The 16,667-nt window shown below is 67.5% G+C and carries 18 protein-coding genes and 2 tRNA genes; 10 read left to right on the top strand and 10 right to left on the bottom strand.

The window, feature by feature from the left end; all coding sequences use genetic code 11:
• Window positions 1-13 precede the first annotated feature (13 nt).
• Complete coding sequence (ligA, locus tag ACQ4LY_RS15375; protein WP_431072864.1) at window positions 14-2,329, top strand: NAD-dependent DNA ligase LigA; 2,316 nt, start codon at window positions 14-16, stop codon at window positions 2,327-2,329.
• Window positions 2,330-2,433: 104 nt separating this feature from the next.
• Here ligA and ACQ4LY_RS15370 read toward each other — a convergent pair whose 3' ends face one another.
• From ACQ4LY_RS15370 to ACQ4LY_RS15360, 3 genes are read right to left on the bottom strand one after another with little or no spacing between them, the layout of a single operon-like run.
• On the bottom strand, window positions 2,434-2,889 hold the full coding sequence (locus ACQ4LY_RS15370; protein WP_431072862.1) for a GNAT family N-acetyltransferase: 456 nt from the start codon (window positions 2,887-2,889) through the stop codon (window positions 2,434-2,436).
• 11 nt (window positions 2,890-2,900) lie between these two features.
• Window positions 2,901-4,745, bottom strand: coding sequence for a DEAD/DEAH box helicase (locus tag ACQ4LY_RS15365; protein WP_431072860.1), 1,845 nt, complete (start codon window positions 4,743-4,745; stop codon window positions 2,901-2,903).
• A 47-nt stretch (window positions 4,746-4,792) separates the two neighbouring features.
• The gene (locus ACQ4LY_RS15360; RefSeq protein ID WP_431072858.1) at window positions 4,793-6,493 is read right to left on the bottom strand and encodes a long-chain-fatty-acid--CoA ligase; all 1,701 of its coding nucleotides are present in this window, start codon (window positions 6,491-6,493) and stop codon (window positions 4,793-4,795) included.
• Window positions 6,494-6,561: 68 nt separating this feature from the next.
• Between ACQ4LY_RS15360 and gatC the strand changes: the two genes are divergently transcribed.
• The 6 genes from gatC to ACQ4LY_RS15330 are packed head-to-tail and all read left to right on the top strand — an operon-like array spanning window position 6,562 to window position 12,113.
• Window positions 6,562-6,861 (top strand): Asp-tRNA(Asn)/Glu-tRNA(Gln) amidotransferase subunit GatC, encoded by a 300-nt coding sequence (gatC, locus tag ACQ4LY_RS15355; RefSeq protein WP_311257383.1) that lies wholly within the window; start codon window positions 6,562-6,564, stop codon window positions 6,859-6,861.
• Window positions 6,858-8,375: an Asp-tRNA(Asn)/Glu-tRNA(Gln) amidotransferase subunit GatA gene (gene gatA / locus ACQ4LY_RS15350; RefSeq protein ID WP_431072855.1), complete on the top strand. Its 1,518-nt coding sequence runs from the start codon at window positions 6,858-6,860 to the stop codon at window positions 8,373-8,375. The genes gatC and gatA overlap by 4 nt, the downstream gene beginning before the upstream one ends.
• Window positions 8,375-9,889, top strand: a complete 1,515-nt coding sequence (gatB, locus tag ACQ4LY_RS15345) for an Asp-tRNA(Asn)/Glu-tRNA(Gln) amidotransferase subunit GatB (protein ID WP_431072853.1) — start codon at window positions 8,375-8,377, stop codon at window positions 9,887-9,889. Before gatA ends, gatB begins: the two co-directional genes overlap by 1 nt.
• A 47-nt stretch (window positions 9,890-9,936) precedes the next feature.
• Window positions 9,937-11,193, top strand: a complete 1,257-nt coding sequence (gene dinB, locus ACQ4LY_RS15340; protein ID WP_431072851.1) for a DNA polymerase IV — start codon at window positions 9,937-9,939, stop codon at window positions 11,191-11,193.
• A 37-nt stretch (window positions 11,194-11,230) separates the two neighbouring features.
• Window positions 11,231-11,548: a hypothetical protein gene (locus ACQ4LY_RS15335; RefSeq protein ID WP_431072849.1), complete on the top strand. Its 318-nt coding sequence runs from the start codon at window positions 11,231-11,233 to the stop codon at window positions 11,546-11,548.
• Entirely contained in the window at window positions 11,532-12,113 is a 582-nt protein-coding gene (locus tag ACQ4LY_RS15330; protein WP_431072847.1) for a hypothetical protein, read from the top strand. Before ACQ4LY_RS15335 ends, ACQ4LY_RS15330 begins: the two co-directional genes overlap by 17 nt.
• A gap of 4 nt (window positions 12,114-12,117) precedes the next feature.
• Here ACQ4LY_RS15330 and ACQ4LY_RS15325 read toward each other — a convergent pair whose 3' ends face one another.
• From ACQ4LY_RS15325 to orn, 6 genes are all read right to left on the bottom strand, one after another.
• Window positions 12,118-12,609, bottom strand: coding sequence for a DUF2017 family protein (locus tag ACQ4LY_RS15325; protein WP_431072845.1), 492 nt, complete (start codon window positions 12,607-12,609; stop codon window positions 12,118-12,120).
• The gene (clpS, locus tag ACQ4LY_RS15320; protein WP_431072843.1) at window positions 12,606-12,899 is read right to left on the bottom strand and encodes an ATP-dependent Clp protease adapter ClpS; all 294 of its coding nucleotides are present in this window, start codon (window positions 12,897-12,899) and stop codon (window positions 12,606-12,608) included. Before clpS ends, ACQ4LY_RS15325 begins: the two co-directional genes overlap by 4 nt.
• On the bottom strand, window positions 12,896-13,243 hold the full coding sequence (locus ACQ4LY_RS15315; protein ID WP_431072841.1) for a metallopeptidase family protein: 348 nt from the start codon (window positions 13,241-13,243) through the stop codon (window positions 12,896-12,898). The genes clpS and ACQ4LY_RS15315 overlap by 4 nt, the downstream gene beginning before the upstream one ends.
• A 36-nt stretch (window positions 13,244-13,279) precedes the next feature.
• Window positions 13,280-13,909 carry a LysE family transporter gene (locus ACQ4LY_RS15310; RefSeq protein ID WP_431072839.1) on the bottom strand — a complete coding sequence of 210 codons (630 nt, stop codon included), beginning with the start codon at window positions 13,907-13,909 and terminating at the stop codon, window positions 13,280-13,282.
• A 203-nt stretch (window positions 13,910-14,112) separates the two neighbouring features.
• Window positions 14,113-14,188, bottom strand: a tRNA-His gene (locus tag ACQ4LY_RS15305).
• A 36-nt stretch (window positions 14,189-14,224) separates the two neighbouring features.
• Window positions 14,225-14,851 (bottom strand): oligoribonuclease, encoded by a 627-nt coding sequence (gene orn / locus ACQ4LY_RS15300; protein ID WP_431072837.1) that lies wholly within the window; start codon window positions 14,849-14,851, stop codon window positions 14,225-14,227.
• 59 nt (window positions 14,852-14,910) lie between these two features.
• Between orn and ACQ4LY_RS15295 the strand changes: the two genes are divergently transcribed.
• Window positions 14,911-14,986 (top strand) — tRNA-Arg (locus ACQ4LY_RS15295).
• Between the two features lie 20 nt (window positions 14,987-15,006).
• Here the strand turns inward: ACQ4LY_RS15295 and ACQ4LY_RS15290 are convergent.
• Window positions 15,007-15,276, bottom strand: coding sequence for a hypothetical protein (locus ACQ4LY_RS15290; RefSeq protein ID WP_431072835.1), 270 nt, complete (start codon window positions 15,274-15,276; stop codon window positions 15,007-15,009).
• A gap of 206 nt (window positions 15,277-15,482) precedes the next feature.
• Here ACQ4LY_RS15290 and ACQ4LY_RS15285 point away from each other — a divergent pair, with 206 nt between their 5' ends.
• Together ACQ4LY_RS15285 and ACQ4LY_RS15280 are read left to right on the top strand one after the other, a co-directional pair.
• The gene (locus ACQ4LY_RS15285; protein WP_431072833.1) at window positions 15,483-16,019 is read left to right on the top strand and encodes a single-stranded DNA-binding protein; all 537 of its coding nucleotides are present in this window, start codon (window positions 15,483-15,485) and stop codon (window positions 16,017-16,019) included.
• A gap of 86 nt (window positions 16,020-16,105) precedes the next feature.
• Window positions 16,106-16,603: a DUF6993 domain-containing protein gene (locus tag ACQ4LY_RS15280; protein WP_431072831.1), complete on the top strand. Its 498-nt coding sequence runs from the start codon at window positions 16,106-16,108 to the stop codon at window positions 16,601-16,603.
• The last annotated feature ends 64 nt before the right edge of the window (window positions 16,604-16,667 follow it).

The raw sequence follows: 16,667 nt of genomic DNA, 5'->3' as shown, positions 1-16,667 counted from the left end.
GTAGACTGGCGGAGTGCCGGAGAACATCTCGCTGGAAGACGCCCGTATCGAAGCCGACGAGCTGACCACTCGCATCCTCGAGGCGAAGGATGCGTACTACGGGCGCGACACCTCCGTCGTCGACGACTTCACCTACGACGGCTGGATGCACCGGCTCGAGGAGCTCGAGCGGCTGCATCCCGAGCTGCAGGGCCAGGATTCGCCGACGCAGATGGTGGGCGCGGCCGAGGCGACGGGGCTCGCGACCATCGAGCACGCCGAACGCATGCTGAGTCTCGACAACGTCTTCTCGATCGACGAACTCCGCGAGTGGGCGGCGAAGACGCGCGCCTCTGCGGGACGAGATGTCGACTGGCTCACCGAGCTCAAGATCGATGGCCTTGCGATCAATCTGCGCTACGAGAACGGGCGCCTGACGTCGGCGGCGACGCGGGGCGACGGCCGCGTCGGCGAGATCGTCACAGAGAACGCCCTGCGTCTTCCCGAGATCCCGCTGGAGCTCCGCGGCGACGGGCATCCCGAGATCGTCGAAGTGCGGGGCGAGGTGTTCATCCCTGTCGCCGCCTTCGAACGACTCAACGCCGCGCAGGCTTCCTTCCGCGAACGCGCGTATGCCGACGCACTGAGCCGCTGGGAGGCGCGCGGCGGCGCGAAGAGGCCGTTCGACGAAGAGAAGGCGCGTACCGCGGCGGCACGCCGCTTCCCCTCGTTCGCGAATCCTCGGAACGCCGCCAGCGGCGGGCTGCGCCAGCAGATCGACAAGAAGGACGGGCTCGAACTCGAGGCGGGGATGCTTCGGATCGAGTCCCTCGCGCTCTACGTGCACGGCATCGGCGCGTGGCAGAACCCTCCGGTCGCCGCGCAGAGCCAGGTCTATGAGCAGCTGGCCGAGTGGGGGCTGCCCACGAGCCCGCACACCAAGGTCTGCACGAGCATCGACGAGGTCGCGGCGTTCGTCGAGTACTTCGGCGAGCACCGTCACGACATCGAGCACGAACTCGACGGCATCGTCGTCAAGGTCGACGAACTCTCCCTGCACGACGAGCTCGGTGCCACGAGCCGCGCGCCTCGCTGGGCGATCGCGTACAAGTACCCGCCCGAAGAGGTGCAGACGACGCTCCTTGACATCGTCGTGTCCGTCGGGCGCACGGGGCGCGCCACGCCGTTCGCGGTGATGGCTCCCGCGCACGTCGCCGGCTCCGTCGTCAGGCAGGCGACCCTGCACAACAAGGACGTCGTGAAGGCGAAGGGCGTGCTGATCGGCGACACCGTCGTGCTGCGCAAGGCGGGCGACGTGATCCCCGAGGTTCTCGGACCCGTCGTCGAGAAACGCGACGGCACTGAACGTGAGTTCGTGATGCCGGCCGACTGCCCCGAGTGCGGCACACCGCTGCGCGCGATGAAAGAGGGGGACATCGATCTGCGTTGCCCGAACGCGCGATCGTGCCCCGCCCAGGTGCGCGGCCGCGTCGAGCACATCGGATCGCGCGGCGCTCTCGACGTCGAGGCGTTGGGCGAGGTCACAGCTGCTGCTCTGACGCAGCCGACGTTCCCGGAGGTCCCCCCGCTCCAGACCGAGGCCGGTCTGTTCGCCCTCACCCTCGACGAGATCGTGCCGATCGAGCTGTTCGTGCGCGACGCCGAGACCGGCCTGCCCAAGGAAGACGACGACGGTCTCGTCAAGACACGCGCGCCGTTCCGCCGCAATCCCAGCGCGGCGGAGAAGAAGTCCGGTCTCGAGGGCCCTCAGCCGTCGTCGCAGGCGCTCACGCTCCTCGCCGAGCTCGAGAAGGCCAAGACCAAGGATCTCTGGCGTCTTATCGTCTCGCTGAACATCCGTCACGTCGGGCCGGTCGCCGCCCGAGCGCTGGCGCAGTGGTTCGGCTCGCTCGACGCGATCCGAGCAGCGTCGCGAGAAGAGCTCGCTGCCGTCGAGGGGGTCGGCGGTATCATCGCAGACTCGCTGCTCGCCTGGTTCGACGTGGACTGGCATCAGGAGATCGTGCGGCAGTGGACCCAGGCCGGCGTGCAATGGGCCACGCCTGGGCACCCGGGGCCGGGGGCCGCGGTCGTCGAGGGCGGTGTGCTCGACGGGCTCACCGTCGTGGCGACCGGATCGCTCGACGGCTACACCCGCGACGGAGCACAGGAGGCCATCATCAAAGCCGGCGGCAAAGCGGCGTCGAGCGTCTCGAAGAAGACCGACTTCGTCGCCGCGGGGCCGGGTGCCGGATCGAAGCTCGGCAAGGCGGAGGAGCTCGGCATCCGCATCCTCGACGCCGCGCAGTTCCACATCCTCGTGACCGAAGGGCCGGACGCGCTCGGATGAAGCGCTACGGACGATCGCTGCTGTCTCGGCGCGAGCCCCTCATCGTTGTTGCGGCGCGTCTCGCACACAGTGCCGCGACCGGACCGGCAGGGTCCTGACCGGGCCTACGCTTCGGAGATGCGCTGGAGCAGCTCCGGAGACCCGGCGAACCCGAGCCTTCGATAGACCGGGACAGCGCGTTCGCTCGAGTGCACGGTGACCCTGGATGCGCCGGCGCCGTGCGCATGGGCTGTCGCCGCGTCGATGAGGGCGGTTCCCACCCCTTCACCACGGTGCTCGGGCAGCACGAAGACGCTCTGGATGTCTGCCGACAGGCGATTGCTCGCACCAGGGCTCGGAACTCGGGGGAGCAATGCGACCCATGCGGCGCCGACTATCTCGTCGTCGATCGTGCGCGCGACGAACGCGGAGTGCGTGGCCCGATGGTCGTCCCACCAGGATGCGAGAGTCGTCACGAACGAGTCGAACTCCGCATCGCCGGCATCGTCAGCGGCTCTGTCGATCCACTTCACGCGCGCCAGGCCCCGAACATCGTCGGGGCCTGCGCGCTCGATGTGCACGTGCGTGCCTGTCAGTCCTTGTGGCGGGGCTTGCGGAACGGCTTCTCGCCTCGCTCGTCATTGCGAGCCGGGCGCTCGTCCCGGTCGTACCGCGGGCGGTCGTCGCGGCGGTCGGACCCTCCACGCGCTCCGTCACGAGGACCGTCGTTGCGACGGGCTCCCGGTCCGCGGTCGGGCTTGATCTCGATCAGACGGCCCGAGATGCGGGTGTCCTTCAGCTTGTCCAGCACGGACGAGTCGAGGTTCGCGGGCAGCTCGACGACGGTGAAGTCCGGGCGGATGTTGATGGCGCCGAAGTCGTCACGGCCGAGGCCGCCCTCGTTCGCGAGCGCGCCGACGATCTGACGGGGCTCGACACGGTGACGACGGCCGACCTCGATGCGGTACGGCTTGTAGTCGCCGCGCCCACGACGCTCGCGAGGCTCGCGACTCTCACGACGATCACCCTTGGTGTTCTCACGTGGCGGACGATTGTCGTACTCGACCGCCTTCGACAGCGGGTCATCGGCCGGGTCGAGCAGAAGCGGAGTGTCGCCCTGCGCGACGACCGCGAGAGCAGCAGCCACATCGGCCTCCGGCACGTCGTGATTGCGCACGTAATGTTCGATGACGTCGCGGAACTTCTCGATCCGCGCGGCATCGCCGAGAGCCGCCGTGATCGCGTCGTCGAACCTGGTGAGCCGTGTGGTGTTCACGTCGTCCAGAGTCGGCAGCTGCATCTGCGTGGGCTGCTGACGCGTGGCCTTCTCGATGGACTTCAGCAGGTAGCGCTCGCGCGGGGTGATGAAGCTGATCGCGTCTCCGGTGCGCCCCGCGCGGCCCGTGCGGCCGATGCGGTGCACATAGGACTCGGTGTCGGTGGGGATGTCGAAGTTGATGACGTGGCTGATGCGCTCGACGTCGAGACCACGGGCGGCCACGTCGGTCGCGACGAGGATGTCGAGCTTGCTCGCCTTGAGCTGGTTGACGCTGCGCTCGCGCTGCACCTGCGGAACGTCGCCGTTGATCGCCGCAGCGGAGTACCCGCGGGCGCGGAGCTTCTCGGCGAGCGTCTCGGTCTCGTTCTTCGTGCGGACGAACACGATCATCCCGTCGAAGTTCTCGACCTCGAGGATGCGGGTGAGCGCGTCGACCTTCTGCGCGTACGACACCACGAGGTAGCGCTGGGTGATGTTCGTGCCGGTCGCGGTCTTCGACTTGATGCTGATCTCTTCCGGCTCGCGCAGGTACTTCTGCGCCAGACGACGGATCTGCGGAGGCATGGTGGCCGAGAACAGCGCGACCTGCTTCTCTTCTGGCGTCTGCGCGAGGATCTGCTCGACGTCTTCGGCGAAGCCCATCTTCAGCATCTCGTCGGCCTCGTCGAGCACCAGGTACTGCAGCTGGGACAGGTCGAGGGTGCCCTTGGCGAGGTGGTCCATGATGCGGCCGGGGGTTCCGACGATCACGTGCACGCCGCGGCGCAGCGCCGACAGCTGCACACCGTAGCCCTGTCCGCCGTAGACGGGGAGGACGTGGACGCCCTTCATCTTCGAGGCGTACGACTCGAACGCCTCGCAGACCTGCAGGGCGAGTTCGCGGGTCGGTGCGAGCACGAGGGCCTGCGGGGTCTTCTGTGACACGTCGAGGCGCTCCAGCACGGGGAGCGCGAAGGCCGCGGTCTTGCCCGTTCCGGTCTGCGCCATACCGACGACATCGCGACCTGACAGCAGGGTCGGGATCGTCGCGGCTTGGATGGGGGAGGGGGTCTCGTAGCCGAGGTCCTTGATGGCCTTGAGGACGGGGCCGGTGATGCCGAGCTCCTCGAATCCAGGGGTCTCGGGGGCGTCGGTGGGCACAGCGTCTTCAGGAGTCACTGACCAAGGGTAGCGCTTCACGGGATTCGGCGCCTGTGAGGGCGCCCTCAGGAGCCGGAGGTGAGGGCCAGCAGCCTCTCCTTGACCTGGCGGCGCAGCACTTTGCCGATCAGCGACGTGGGCAGCTCGTCGACGATGAAGACGCGGCGGGGGACCTTGTAGGGCGTGAGGATGCTGCGCGCGTACTCTCGGATCGCCTCGACATCGACATCCGAATCGCCGTCGACGACGATCGCCGCGACGACCTCCTCGCCGGAGTGATCGCTCGGGAGTCCGACGACGGCGGCGTCCGACACCTGAGGATGCTGTCGCAGCGCGCTCTCGACCTCGGTGGGGGCCACGTTGAAGCCGCCTGTGATGATGAGCTCCTTGATGCGGTCGACGATGCGGATGAAGCCCGCGTCGTCGACCGTGACGATGTCTCCGGTGCGGAACCATCCGTCCACGAAGACAGCCTCGGTCTCCTCAGGCTTGCCGTAGTACCCGGAGAACACCTGGGGTCCGCGCACGAGTAGCTCGCCCGAGGAGCCGGCGGGGACGTCGACGGTCGGGTTCTCGGGATCGACGACGCGGCATTCCGTGCCGGGCAGAGGGAGTCCGACTGTGCCAGGCACGCGGTTGTCCGCGACGGGGTTCGCCATCAGGACGGGTGAGCACTCGCTGAGCCCGTACCCTTCGACGAGGAACCCGTTCGTCGCCGCCTCGAACGGGACGACCAGCTCGTGCGGCAGCGCCATCGCGCCGGAGATCGCGACCTCGATGCCGTCGAGCGAGACTCCCTTGGTGTTCGCGGCCGACAGCAGTCGGTCGGCGATCGGAGGCACCAGAGGCAGGAAGGTCGCCGGGTGCTTCTTCATCACGTCGAGCACGAGATCGGGGTCGAACTTCGGGAAGAGCACGAGCCGCGCCCCCATGGACATCGCGAAGGTCAGGCAGAGCGTCAGACCGTACGCGTGGAACATCGGCAGCACCGCGTACACGACGCATCCCTTGCCGTGTTGGATCGACGGTACCCACGCCTGCGACTGTGCGGCATTCGCCAGCAGGTTGTGGTGCGTCAGAGCCGCGCCCTTCGGGGTGCCTGTGGTGCCGGAGGTGTACTGGATGATGGCGAGGTCGTCGGTGGCCGGCTTCGGGTGTGACACCGGCAGGGGAGCGGACTGCACCAGCGAGTCCCAGGTGACCGTTCCTCGCACCTTCTCTGTGAGTGCCGCGCGAGACGCGCGTGCCTTGGTGATCGGCAGGCGCAGGGCGACACGGGTCAGAACAGGCATCGCCCGGGTGACGTCGACCGAGATGAGGTTCGTCACCGCGAGGTCGGTCGGGAACTCCTGGACCGTGGAGACGACCTTGTTCCACACGATCGCGTGCTTCGCGCCATGGTCCTCGAACTGCTTGCGCAGCTCGCGGGGTGTGTAGAGCGGGTTGTGCTCGACCACGACGGCGCCGAGGCGCAGCACGGCGTAGAACACCACGATGTGCTGCGGGCAGTTCGGAAGGACGATCGCGACCGGGTCGCCCGCCCGCACGCCGAGATCGCGCAGGCCCGAGGCCGCACGGTCGATCGCCTCCTGCAGCTCCGAATAGGTCGTCTCGCGACCGAAGAACTGCAGGGCGGGGGCATCCGGGTAGTCGCGAGCGGATGCGGCGACGATGTCGACCAGGGATCCGGTCACGGGGGAGAGGTCTTCCGGGACGCCTTCGGCGTAGCTGGCGACCCACGGACGAGGAGGCTGATACGAGCTCACCCGCCCAGCATAGGGCTGGCTTCGCCGGACTGCAGGGACTCGGCGGGCACGGCAACTAGACTCGGGGTGTGTCTGAAATCACCCCTGATCTTGTGCGCCATCTCGGCGTGCTCGCGCGCATCCAGCTCAACGACGACGAGGTGACGAGGCTCACGGGCCAGCTCGACGCCATCGTCGACAACATCGCCAAGGTGTCGGAGGTCGCAAGTCCCGACATCGCCGCGACGAGTCATCCGATCCCGCTGAGCAACGTCTACCGCCCCGACGTGGTGGGCGAGACCCTCACGCATGAGCAGGTGCTCCAGAACGCGCCGGACCAGGCCGACGGCCGGTTCCGCGTCACCGCGATCCTGGGAGAAGAGCAGTGAGCGACATCATCCGCATGACCGCGGCGGAGCTTGCGGACAAGCTCGCCAGCCGCGAGATCTCGAGCGTCGAGGCCACTCGCGCTCACCTCGACCGCATCGCCGCCGTCGACGGCGATGTCCACGCCTTCCTGCATGTCAACGAGGGCGCGCTCGACGCCGCCGCGGCCGTCGATGCGCGGCGTGCGGCGGGCGAGCAGCTCGGACCGATCGCCGGTGTGCCGCTGGCGATCAAGGACGTTCTCGTCACGACCGACCAGCCGACCACGAGCGGTTCGCGGATCCTCGAGGGCTACCGCTCGCCGTACGACGCCACCGTCGTCGCCCGCTCGCGTGCAGCCGGACTGATCCCGCTCGGCAAGACCAACATGGACGAGTTCGCGATGGGCTCCTCCACCGAGCACTCCGCGTACGGTCCCACCCGCAACCCGTGGGATCTCGATCGGATCCCCGGCGGCTCGGGCGGTGGATCCGCAGCTGCGGTCGCCGCATTCGAGGCACCCCTCGCTCTCGGGTCCGACACGGGCGGGTCGATCCGCCAGCCCGCGCACGTGACCGGCACGGTGGGTGTGAAGCCGACCTACGGCGGCGTGAGCCGCTACGGCGCGATCGCCCTCGCGTCGAGCCTCGACCAGGTCGGACCGGTGAGCCGCACGGTGCTCGACGCCGGTCTGCTGCACGACGCCATCGGCGGCCACGACCCGAAGGACTCCACGTCGCTGCGCGACGAGTGGCCTTCGTTCGCGGATGCGGCTCGTGAGGGCGCCCGCGGAGACGTGCTCAAGGGGCTCAAGGTCGGAGTGATCCGCGAGCTGCCCGACAGCGGATTCCAGGCCGGTGTGGCGGAGTCGTTCCATAGCGCACTCGCACTGATGGAGGCGCAGGGAGCGGAGATCGTCGAGATCGGCGCTCCGCACTTCGAGTACGGCGTCGCCGCGTACTACCTGATCCTCCCCGCCGAGGCCTCCAGCAACCTGGCGAAGTTCGACTCGGTGCGCTTCGGCCTCCGCGTGACCCCCGACGGCAACCCGACGGTCGAGGACGTCATGTCGGCGACGCGTGACGCCGGCTTCGGGGATGAGGTCAAGCGCCGCATCATCCTCGGCACCTACGCACTGTCGGCCGGATACTACGACGCCTACTACGGCAGCGCGCAGAAGGTCCGCACGCTCATCCAGCAGGACTTCGCGAACGCGTTCGCAGAGGTGGACGTCATCGCGACGCCGTCGGCTCCGACGACCGCATTCAAGATCGGCGAGAAGATCGACGACCCGTTGCAGATGTACCTCAACGACATCACGACGATCCCGGTGAACCTCGCAGGGGTCCCCGGAATCTCGATCCCCAGCGGCCTGGCTGCAGAGGACGGTCTTCCGGTCGGCATCCAGTTCATCGCACCGGCACGGGAGGACGCGCGACTCTACAAGGTCGGCGCCGCCGTCGAGACTCTGCTGGTCGACTCGTGGGGTGCGCCGCTCCTCACCCGTGCACCGCAGCTCGCAGGAGGGAACCGCTGATGGCCACCGCCAAGCTCATGGACTTCGACAAGGCTCTCGAGCTGTTCGAGCCCGTACTCGGGTTCGAGGTGCACGTCGAGCTCAACACCAACACCAAGATGTTCTCGGACGCGCCGAATCCGGCCAACGAGCTGTACCACGCTGCCGAGCCGAACACGCTGATCGCACCCGTCGACCTCGGTCTTCCGGGAGCGCTCCCCGTGGTCAACCAGACGGCGATCAGGTCGTCGATCAGTCTGGGTCTCGCACTCGGCTGCTCGATCGCTCCCTCGAGCCGATTCGCGAGGAAGAACTACTTCTACCCGGATCTCGGCAAGAACTACCAGATCTCGCAGTTCGACGAGCCGATCGCCTTCGAGGGATCCGTGGAGGTCGAGCTCGAAGACGGAACGATCGTGCAGATTCCGATCGAGCGCGCTCACATGGAAGAGGATGCGGGCAAGCTCACCCACATGGGTGGCGCGACCGGTCGCATCCAGGGCGCCGAGTACTCGCTCGTCGACTACAACCGCGCGGGCGTTCCGCTGGTCGAGATCGTGACGAAGGTCATCTTCGGCACCGAGCACCGTGCTCCCGAGGTCGCCAAGGCCTATGTCGCGACGATCCGTGACATCGTGCGCAGCCTGGGCATCTCCGAGGCCCGTCTGGAGCGCGGGAACCTCCGCTGCGATGCGAACGTGTCGCTGCGTCCCCGCGGCCAGGAGAAGCTCGGGACGCGCACCGAGACGAAGAACGTCAACTCCATGCGCTCCGTCGAGCGCGCGGTGCGGTACGAGATCCAGCGTCAGGCGCAGATCCTCGCCGACGGCGGGACGATCACGCAGGAGACGCGGCACTGGCACGAGGACACCGGAACGACCTCGCCCGGTCGTCCGAAGTCGGATGCCGACGACTACCGCTACTTCCCGGAGCCGGACCTGGTTCCCGTGGAGCCCGCCGCCGAGCTGATCGAAGCACTGCGTGCGGAACTCCCCGAGCAGCCGGTCGCCCGGCGCCGCCGACTGATGACGGAGTGGGGTTTCACCGACCTGGAGTTCCAGGATGTGCGCAACGGCGGCCTGCTCGATGTCGTCGAAGAGACCATCAGCGCCGGAGCCACCCCTGCCACGGCCCGCAAGTGGTGGACGGGCGAGATTACCCGCCAGGCCAACGCGCAGGAGAAAGACGTCACCGAGCTGGTGTCGCCCGCGAGCGTCGCGGCGCTGCAGAAGCTCGTGGATGCCGGAACACTCACGGACAAGCTGGCTCGTCAGGTGCTCGAGGGCGTCATCGCCGGCGAGGGCACACCGCAGGAGGTCGTCGACAGCCGCGGACTCGCCGTCGTCTCTGACGACGGCGCGTTGATCGCCGCGATCGACGAGGCTCTCGCTGCGCAGCCCGATGTGCTCGCCAAGATCAAGGACGGCAAGGTCCAGGCGGCCGGCGCCGTCATCGGCGCTGTGATGAAGGCGATGAAGGGCCAGGCGGATGCCGCCAGGGTCCGCGAACTCGTCCTCGAGCGCGCTGCGCAGTAACCGCATCCCCCGGGCCTCATGTCGGAGGTCCGGGGGAGAATGGTCTCATGGGACACGGTGACGGCAGAGGGCGCATCGTGTCGTCCGCCGATGCTGACGACACCGGCACCAGCATCCTGCACGTCGACATGGACGCGTTCTACGCGGCGGTCGAGGTGCTCGACGACCCGAGTCTTCGTGGCCTCCCGCTGATCATCGGGGCACCCGACGGTCGCTCCGTCGTCTCGAGCGCGTCATACGAGGCGCGTCGCTACGGGGTCCGTGCGGCGATGCCGGTGTCCCAGGCGATCCGCCTGTGTCCGTCGGCGAGGATCGTGCCGCCGCACTTCCATCGCTACCAGGCGGTGTCCCGCCAGGTGATGGCGATCTTCGAGTCGATCACTCCGCTAGTCGAGCCGCTGTCGGTCGACGAGGCGTTCCTCGACGTCCGTGGCGTCCGGCGGCTGTGGGGGACCCCCGCGCAGATCGCCCAGCTCGTCAGAGAGCGGGTGAGCGACGAGGTCGGCATCACCTGCAGCGTCGGAGTGGCGTCGACCAAGCACGTCGCGAAGATGGCATCGACCATCTCGAAGCCGGACGGCATGCTCGTCATCGCCGCATCCGACACGCAGGCGTTCCTCGATCCTCGACCGGTTCGGGCGATGTGGGGCGTGGGGCCGAAAGCGGCCGAGGCTCTGGAAGGGCGCGGCATCCGCACGATCCGCGACATCCGCACGTCGTCTACAGACATGCTCGATCGCGCGGTCGGCCCGGCGCTGAGTGCGCGTCTCGTGCAGCTGTCTCGGGGTGAGGACGCGCGGGCGGTCGAGACCGAGCGCGTCGAGAAGAGCATCGGCCACGAGGAGACTTTCGACACGGACATCTCGGATCGCACCTATCTGCGAGCCGAGCTGCTCAGGCTCGCCGATCGCGTCGCCGCACGACTGCGGAAGGCTGAATGGAAGACCTCGACGGTTGCGATCAAGATCCGATTCGACGACTTCCGCACGGTGAGCCGGTCGCAGACGCTTGCCGAGCCGACCGCCGTCGGCCAGCGAATCGGTGAGGCGGCTCAGGCGCTGTTCGAGCAGATCGACCGCCGCGACCCCGTGCGGCTCGTCGGTGTGCGTGCCGAGAAGCTCCGGCCGGCGGGTGGTGGAGGCATCGGTCTGTGGGACGACGACGAGGACTGGCGGCGGGTCGAAGGGGCTCTCGACGATGCGGTCGCGCGTTTCGGATCGGCCATGATCGGTCGGGCCAGGCACATCGGCCGAGGCGACGGACGCGGTGCGGCGCAGCATCCGAAGGCGCACGGTCTCGATTGACCTCTCGGCCGCTCGTTTCCTGAGCTAGCGTGGAGCCATGCCCAACATTGCACTGGAACTCGGAAAGCAGGCCGCGTCGTTCGGCGTGAAGAGCGCGTACGGAGAGCCGCAGGACGTCGACGGCGTGAGCATCACCCCGGTGGCGTTCACGTACTCGGGATTCGGCGGCGGAAGCGGTGACGGTGCAGAAGGCGGTGGCGGCGGCGGAGTGTCCGTGCCGGTCGGCGTCTACGTGCGTCGCGAGGAGGGACTTCGGTTCGAGCCCAACATCGTGACCCTGCTGGTCGTCGCTGTGCCGTTCGTCTGGGTCGCCGGACGAGCTATCTCCCGCATCATCCGTGCCCTCAAGAAGTGACGACCCCGTCGGGGCAGCGCTCGCGCGCGCCGCGGCGCTGATCGTCGAGGACATCCGTGCCCTCGCGGCGGCGAACCCTGTCGTCATCATCGACGGTCGAAGCGGAGCCGGCAAGACGACGCTCGCGCGTATGCTGGTCGAGCGCTGGCCGATCGTCGGCAGGGTGCAGCTGGTCGCCCTCGACTCGATCTATCCCGGCTGGGACGGGCTCCAGAGCGGAGTCGAGCATGCCCTCGACGGCATCCTCCGTCCGCACGGCCGCGGATACCTCGGTGAATGGCGCCGCTGGGACTGGGACCGGGAGGAAGAGGCCGAGAGCCACGCCGTGGACCCGGCGCTCGGGGTGCTGATCGAAGGCAGCGGAATCCTGACGCCCGCCACAGCCGCGATCGCCGATGTGCGCGTCTGGCTCGAGTCCGCAGAGCCCGGGCGCAAGGCACGAGCGCTGAATCGCGACGGTGAGACCTATCGCCCGCACTGGGACCGGTGGGCCGCTCAGGAGAAGGCGCACATCGCGCGGGACGAGCCTCGAGCCCTCGCGACGAGGGTCGTCGAGATCCCCTGACGCCTCACAGCAGTTCGTCTGCCGCCTCGATGGTGAGTTCGAGGCGGTATCCGAGCCAGTCGTAGACGCCGAACCTCGCGTCCTCAGGATCATGGTCTTCGTCGCTCTCGATACCCAGACGCTCAGCGATCACCAGACGGATCGCAGTGAGCGTTCGCAGCCAGGCATCGACATCGGACTGCCGGATCGCCAGGTCATGCTCTGTGAACGCCTCGCCCTGGGACATGGAGTCCAGGTCGCCGCGGAGCTCGGCGAGCGCCGCCCGAACCACATCGGCGTCGAGCGCGCGCCTGTCGAGCAGGTCCTCGCGCGTCGCGTCGTGGAAGGAGCGCGAGGCGTCGTCATCGTCGGGGTACGGGGAGGGAGCCAGACGACCGATGGCCGGATCGGTGGCATCGCGGTCGGCCCCCACCAGCTCGCGGAAGTCGTCGACGAGCTGTGCGAGCTGGGCGCCTTCCACTCTCGCCATCCGCACGTGCACCGTCAGCTCGGTCATCGTGCGGCCTTTCGCACCGTCGCCCACAGGCCGTAGTCGTGCATCGCCTGGGCGTGCACCTCCATCGTCTCGCGGGGGCCTGTGGCGACGATGGCCTGGCCATCGTGATGGACTGCGCGCATGAGCTGCGTCGCCCGTTCCAGCGAGTACCCGAAGTAGGTGCGGAAGACCCGTACGACATAGCTCATGAGGTTGACGGGGTCATTCCACACGACGACCTCCCAGGGCACGAGCGGCGCGGCCGTGAGCTCGATGATCTCTTCGACGTCAGGCGTGACGAGGGGACTCATGCCCACCCCAACTCGTGCAGCTGTGTGTCATCGATGCCGTAGAAGTGGGCGATCTCATGCACCAGGGTCGTGTGGATCTCGTCGCGGAGCTCGTCTTCGTCCGCGCAGGCTGCGAGGTGTGGCTCGCGGTAGACGACGATCCGGTCGGGCAGCTCGCCGGAGCCGTACTGCGTACGCTCGGTCAACGCCAGACCGTCGTAGAGCCCGAGCAGGTCGAGGGTCCCGTCCTCAGGGCGGTCCTCGACGACGAAGACGACGTTCTCGAGTCCGTCGACCATCTCATCGGGCAGCCGGTCGAGCTCGTCGATCACGAGTTCTTCGAAGGGTGCAGCATCCATCTCCATCGGCTCCAGCCTATTGCCGCGAGCACGGGCGTGGCGTCAGTGGAGGAACACCAGGAGCGCGGCGACAGCGATGAAGAGCGCCCCGAAGACGGTGTTCAGGATTCGCTGCCCCTTGACAGACCGGGACAGGCGACGGAACGGACGGGCCGCAGTCGCGAAGAACCCCCACATCACGAGGACATCGACGACCATGACCGTGACGATCAGGGTGAGGTATTGGGGCAGCTGAGGCTGGTCCAGGCGGATGAACTGGGGGATGAACGCGAGGAAGAAGACGATCGCCTTCGGATTGAGGAGGTTGACCCAGAACCCGCGTCGGATCATCGACCAGTGTCCTTCGCGCAGATCGACACCGGTCTCGTCTTCGAGCTCTGCGGAAGCGGGCTTGGTCAGGATCAGTCGGATGCCGAGGAAGACGAGGTAGGCGGCTCCGGCGTATCGGATGACGTTGAACAGCACTTCGGATTGCGACACGACGAGTCCGAGGCCGGCCGCCACGATCACGACATGGACGATCAACGCGAGCTGCTGGCCCACGATGCCCCAGATCGATCGTCGCCATCCTTGGCTGAGCGCGTTCGACATCGTGTTGATCGCGCCGGCGCCCGGCGTGAAGCTGATCACCACGCAGGCGGTCAGGAGCGAGAACCACACGGCGAGTGACACCTCGCAATACTAGGGGTCTCGCTCCCTCCCGGTGTTCAGTCGGTCGCGGCGATGCTCGGAATCCGCAGATCGAGCCGGCGGAGCAGCTGCGCGTTCAGCGCCACGACGATCGTCGACAGGGACATCAGGATCGCGCCGACGTATTCCTTGCCATTGTCGGGAATGCAGAAAGGTCCGAGTCTGTCGACTCGGACCTTTCTGGATGGGGTGAGTAACGGGACTCGAACCCGCGACATCCGGCACCACAAGCCAGCGCTCTACCAGCTGAGCTATACCCACCATGTGCCAACCGGAGTTGGCGACCAGATGAGTCTATTACATGTTCGGAGTGAACTCTGACACGGTGCGCGTCGCGATGTCGCGGGCGTCATCGCTCGACGGCCCCGGCTCATCGACGAAGACGGCCTCGCGGTAATAGCGCAGCTCGCGGATGGATTCGAGGATGTCGGCCAGGGCCCGGTGGCCGCCGTCTTTGGCGGGGGCCTGGAAGAAGACCCGTGGGTACCACCGGCGGGAGAGCTCTTTGATGCTCGAGACGTCGACGTTGCGGTAATGAAGCCACTGGTCGACCTGAGGCATGTACTTCGCGAGGAACATCCGGTCGGTGCCGATCGTATTGCCGGCGAGTGGCGCCTTGCGCTCGAGAGGGGCGAAGCGTTTGATGTACGCGAGAGTCTGCTCCTCGGCCTCGACGAGCGAGACACCGTCAGGGATCTCGGTGATGAGCCCCGAGGTCTCGTGCATCTTCGTGACGAAGTCGTTCATGTTCTCGAGTGCCGCCTCACTGGGACGGATGACGACCTGGAATCCCGGGTCGACGGGGCGCAACTCGAAATCGGTGATGACGACGGCGATCTCGACGAGCTCATCGACCGAGAGATCCAGCCCGGTCATCTCGCAATCGATCCAGACGAGGCGGTCGTTCTCTGACGCAGATACCATGTGGCCATACTATCGACGGCACCGACATCCGAGCCGGGCGCGGTACGGTAGAACTGCCCGCCTCCGTAGCTCAGGGGATAGAGCAGGAGCCTTCTAATCTCTTGGTCGCAGGTTCGAATCCTGCCGGGGGCACCACAGCCGAACGTCGTCCGTCATCACCCGTTCCGCAGGGCGGCGACGGCATCGTCGGCCCGCCAGAAGTCGCCGACCAGTCTGAACGACGCTGTCGCGAGGTGCAGTCGCTCTGCGCGATATCGCATGCCGAGAGGGTCGGGCAGCAGACGGAGGTGGCCGAGGACGCGGCCTCTGACATCCTGCACCCGCCACAGGTGGGCTGAGGCGCGCACGAGATGCTCCTTCGGCGATGACAGGTGGGGCGTGGCGTACGGGACCTCGGGCAGGAACGTGAGTTGGGTGTCGGACATCGGCGACTCCTTTCGTGGTTCGAACATATGACCGACCACGGACATTGCACCGCCCGGTTCGTCGAAGCCTTCTCTCCACTGCTTCTGCACGGAAGGTCGGACGGTGAAGTTGTGCACGATCACCGCTCGACGGTTCTCAGCAGCGGTGTCACTGGGGCCACTCTGGAGCGATCCGGGCACGTGTCCCGGGCTACAAAGGAGTGAACATGCACGACACAGTGACCATCGTCGGCAACGTCGCCACCGACCCCACCCAGGGCCGGACCGCCAGCGGAATCGCCGTCACGAACTTTCGATTGGCGAGCACTCATCGTCGCTTCGATGACGCGACCCAGACATGGGTCGACGTCGCGACCAACTGGTATTCCGTCGCCGCATTCCGCCAGCTCGGGGAGCACGCGAAGGCATCGTTGCGTTCAGGAGACAGCGTGATCGTGACGGGGAGGATGAAGATCCGCGCCTGGGAGAACAACGGCAAGCACGGCACGAGCGTCGACATCGATGCGGACGCGATCGGTCATGATCTCCGCTGGGGCACCACGGCGTACCGTCGCAGCACCCGCTCCACGCCTGAGCCACCCGCACAGAGCAGGGCCGGGGGCGCGGTCGACGACGACAGGTCATCGGAGTCGTCCGGCGATACGGCCGGCATCGACACATCGTGGGCCGAGAGAGACGAACTCCCCGCGTCCGACGGCGACGCCGCGGGCCGGTCGGCGGCCTCCGAGAGCCTCACGTACTGAGCCGGCGGCGCGTGATCGCGATCCCGACGTGGAGCGTCGCCGCCGACGTTCGCCGGAGCGGGGGAGTCCGACCGTAGACTCGGGGCGTGCTTCGACGACCGGATTCCTCTGCATCGCGTGCGGCTATTGCAACAGGCGCGGCGGCCGCGCTGATCCTGTTGCTGACCTCGTGCGGTCCCACCGCCTCCCCGACGCCCGCACCGACGGATGCCGGCGGGTCGCCGAGCCCGACGGAAAGCCCAGCGGCACCCGCGTACGTCGCGGACGGAACAGCGGACGACAACCTGCCGCTGTTCGCGGCGGTGACGGCCCAGGTGTGGGGCTCCGATCAGAACGTGTCGGGCCGCGCCTACATCGATGCGCTCATCGCCGCGGGTTTCGATCGAGACGCCATGCAGGTGACTCAGGATGTCTCGACCGTCGGCAACCCGGCCGAGAGCATCCAGTTCTCGGTGCGCTGGGGTGACGCGGAGTGTCTCGTCGGGCAGGTGGGCCCGTCGACAGGGGCGCCGGTGACTGCGGTGATGCCGCAGCTCGCGGAGGGGCGCTGTCTGGTCGGCGCGACCCGCGCGATCGATTGGTGATCCCGGACTTTCGGTCGGTTTCTGACGGTTCCCCGTGCCTGCACTCGTCTCGACGGCTGCACGC

It is taken from the genome of Microbacterium phyllosphaerae (assembly GCF_050628115.1).
Classification (GTDB): domain Bacteria; phylum Actinomycetota; class Actinomycetes; order Actinomycetales; family Microbacteriaceae; genus Microbacterium; species Microbacterium phyllosphaerae_A.
This window is presented reverse-complemented; position numbering and strand designations above follow the sequence as displayed.

Coding starts and splice junctions, on each gene's coding strand:
- gatB (WP_431072853.1), top strand. CDS start 8,375: ATGGCCACCGCCAAGCTCATGGACTTCGACAAGGCTCTCGAGCTGTTC.
- dinB (WP_431072851.1), top strand. CDS start 9,937: ATGGGACACGGTGACGGCAGAGGGCGCATCGTGTCGTCCGCCGATGCT.
- ACQ4LY_RS15335 (WP_431072849.1), top strand. CDS start 11,231: ATGCCCAACATTGCACTGGAACTCGGAAAGCAGGCCGCGTCGTTCGGC.
- ACQ4LY_RS15325 (WP_431072845.1), bottom strand. CDS start 12,609: ATGACCGAGCTGACGGTGCACGTGCGGATGGCGAGAGTGGAAGGCGCC.
- clpS (WP_431072843.1), bottom strand. CDS start 12,899: ATGAGTCCCCTCGTCACGCCTGACGTCGAAGAGATCATCGAGCTCACG.
- ACQ4LY_RS15315 (WP_431072841.1), bottom strand. CDS start 13,243: ATGGAGATGGATGCTGCACCCTTCGAAGAACTCGTGATCGACGAGCTC.
- orn (WP_431072837.1), bottom strand. CDS start 14,851: ATGGTATCTGCGTCAGAGAACGACCGCCTCGTCTGGATCGATTGCGAG.
- ACQ4LY_RS15290 (WP_431072835.1), bottom strand. CDS start 15,276: ATGTCCGACACCCAACTCACGTTCCTGCCCGAGGTCCCGTACGCCACG.
- ACQ4LY_RS15285 (WP_431072833.1), top strand. CDS start 15,483: ATGCACGACACAGTGACCATCGTCGGCAACGTCGCCACCGACCCCACC.